Source organism: uncultured Mycobacterium sp. (genome assembly GCF_964249325.1).
GTDB lineage: Bacteria > Actinomycetota > Actinomycetes > Mycobacteriales > Mycobacteriaceae > Mycobacterium.
The window spans coordinates 4,228-6,761 of the sequence record NZ_CAXUCH010000229.1; the positions used below are offsets into that span (position 1 = coordinate 4,228).

Annotated in this window: 2 protein-coding genes and 2 pseudogenes (1 of these 4 running past the window's edge); all 4 read left to right on the forward strand. The window is 63.0% G+C overall.

Translation table 11 applies throughout. From position 1 onward, the window contains the following. Positions 1-622: pseudogene (locus tag ACFE99_RS20860) on the forward strand (nitroreductase family protein) (it extends 123 nt beyond the left edge of the window). A 7-nt stretch (positions 623-629) separates the two neighbouring features. After that, a complete protein-coding gene (locus ACFE99_RS20865; protein WP_375488310.1) occupies positions 630-794 on the forward strand; it encodes a hypothetical protein in 165 nt (54 codons plus the stop codon). Then, positions 794-1,729 carry a zinc-binding dehydrogenase gene (locus ACFE99_RS20870; RefSeq protein ID WP_375488311.1) on the forward strand — a complete coding sequence of 312 codons (936 nt, stop codon included), beginning with the start codon at positions 794-796 and terminating at the stop codon, positions 1,727-1,729. Before ACFE99_RS20865 ends, ACFE99_RS20870 begins: the two co-directional genes overlap by 1 nt. Before the next feature lie 27 nt (positions 1,730-1,756). After that, positions 1,757-2,293 (forward strand): annotated as a pseudogene (locus ACFE99_RS20875) (cupin domain-containing protein). Positions 2,294-2,534: the final 241 nt, after the last annotated feature.

A 2,534-nucleotide genomic window follows, 5' to 3' on the forward strand; every position in this document is an offset into this window, starting at 1 on the left:
GGGTAAGACCCAACGCTGGCACTTTGTGGCCGTCGATGATCCAGACCTCAAACACGAGTTCGCCCAACTCTTCCGGCAGGCCCGCGCCCTCGAATACGAGAAATTCAGCACGGGAACCGGACGGATGGTAGCGCCGGCGCCCGGTGCGGACCCCGGCCGCTCACGCCGAGCGATGCGCCGAATCGAAACCTCGGGGAATTATCTGGCTAACCATCGAAGACGTTCCCCTCTTGCTTTTCATCTTCGCCATCGATGACCTTGGCGGTGCCAACATCTATCCGGCTATCTGGAGTTTGTTGCTCGCCGCCCGTGCCGAGGGCGTCGGCGGGGTCATGACGATGGTGCTCCGCAACTTTGAGGACAGGGTAAATGAGCTACTGGGCGTCCCGTTGAAGAGGGCTGGAAGATGTCGGCGATGCTGACTCTCGGCTACCCGTTGGGCAAATGGGGTGTGGCAGCCAACCGGCTTCCCGTGCAAGACGTTTCGGCCCAGAACCGCTGGAAGGCACCATTCGGTGTCGAAGTACCGCAGCAGCTGTGGCCGCCTCAAGACAAGCGTGGCTACTCAAATCAGAGAGCGGTACCGCGTAGACAATCAGCTGATCTCGGCGAGTCCCTGTGATCGGAGAATGCGTACTTCGGCTGCGGCACCGTCGGATTCGCGGATCGAGGCCAAAATGATCAGCGGACGGTTCTGTGGCCAGCAAGAGATCGTGGGCGTGGCCAGCGGCCGATTCCCCAACGTGCTCGGTACGAACATTATCGTCAACGGCGGAATGGCACCGACGCTGTGATGCATGCCCTGCGCGCCCATACCCGCGGCGGACCCGAGGTGCTGGTTTACGAACGGGCCGCCACACCAACGATCGGCGATAAGGACTTCCTGGTGGAGGTGCATGCCGCCGCCATCACGTTCGCCGAGCTCACCTGGCAAGAGACCTGGACGCGCGACGGAATCGACCGCACCCCCATCATTCGGTCTCACGAATTCTCCGGCAGGGTTGCCGAGATCGGCAGCGCCGACAAAGAATTCGCCATCGGAGACGAGGTGTACGGGCTGGTTCCGTTCGACCGCGACGGCGCTGCCGCCGAGTACGTCGCCGTATCCGCCGACCATAGCGGGGCCAAGCCACTATCGTTGTCTCACATCGAGGCGGCGGCGCTGCCGCTGCCCGCCTTGGCCGCCCAACAGGCACTTTTCGACCACGCCCACCTCTCTGCCGGCGAACGCGTTCTGGTGCATGGCGGTGCTGGAGGGGTCGGCGGCTACCTCGTGCAGATGGCCGCCGCGGCTGGTGCACATGTCACCGCTACCACCCGCAGCGGCCTCGACTACGTCAAAGCGCTCGGCGCCAACGAGGTCATCGACGTCCGCAACGACGACTTGTCCACGCGTACAGGGGCATTCGACGTCGTCGTCGACACGGTCAGTGGCGACACCCTCGATCGGTCCTACGCCCTACTACGCCGCGGCGGCCGACTCATCACCTTGCAGGCGCCACCCGACCAGCGTCGAGCGGCTGAGCTAGGGATTACCGCCCTCTTCTTCATCGTCACCAGCGACACGGCCGCACTCACCAACCTTGCGGCGCTTGCCGACAGTAGCGCGCTGCGCGTCACCATCGCAGCAACGTTTCCACTCAGCCAGGGAGCCGCTGCATATGCCAGCGGTGCCCAGGCTGGTCGCCAGCCAGGAAAGACCGTGCTCACCGTCCGACCGCCCAATTAATGGTTGGACAGCAAGGAGGTAAGTCAGATGACCGGTGCGAACCGAACCGAGGTCACGGTCATGCAGCCAGGGGAGGGTGACACCGTGGCGCTCCCCGGTTTTGGGGCCGTGTTCAAGCTGTCCAGCCGGACCAACAGGGGCGAGGTCGCGATCGTCGAGCACCCATTCGAGGTCGGATCGATCACCGCGCCGCATATGCACACCCGTGAGGTCGAGCACTCGATCGTGCTAGCGGGCGAAATCGGCCTCCGGTCCGACGACAGCGAGGTGGTGCTGGGCCCGGGCGGCTACATCACCAAACCGCGCGGGCAAATGCATGCGATGTGGAACACCGGCAGCGAGCCGGGCCGCATCATGGAAGTCGTCACTCCCGGAGGGTTCGAACACTAATTCCGAGAACTGGGTGAACTGCTTATGTCCCACGCAGATGATCCGGCTGCTCCCATGCTGCATGAATCGCCCGAATTCGCTGAACTGGCAAAGAAATACGGGCTGACCTATGGGATGCCGGACTGGCTGGACGACGTCGTACGCAGATACGGCCTCGAACGGCCCACCCACTGACGTAGCCACGGAATGCCGTAATCGCCGACCGCGGCTGTCATTACGTTTGATTTTTGTGCAATCAGGGTACAGATGGGCGGGCTTGAAACAGTGCGAGCTCCCGATGAGAGTGAGGTCTCATGAAATCCCAGCCGAGAATTGCGATCGCGCTGATCGGCGGTGCGGCCGTGCTTTCTTTGGCGGTCGGATGTGGCGGCGGCGGTAAAGGTGGACACACAAGCACTACCACCACGACCACGAC

Bases quoted from the DNA above. Each gene is read 5' to 3' on its own strand.
- ACFE99_RS20870 (WP_375488311.1), top strand. From the start codon at position 794: ATGCATGCCCTGCGCGCCCATACCCGCGGCGGACCCGAGGTGCTGGTT.
- ACFE99_RS20865 (WP_375488310.1), top strand. From the start codon at position 630: ATGCGTACTTCGGCTGCGGCACCGTCGGATTCGCGGATCGAGGCCAAA.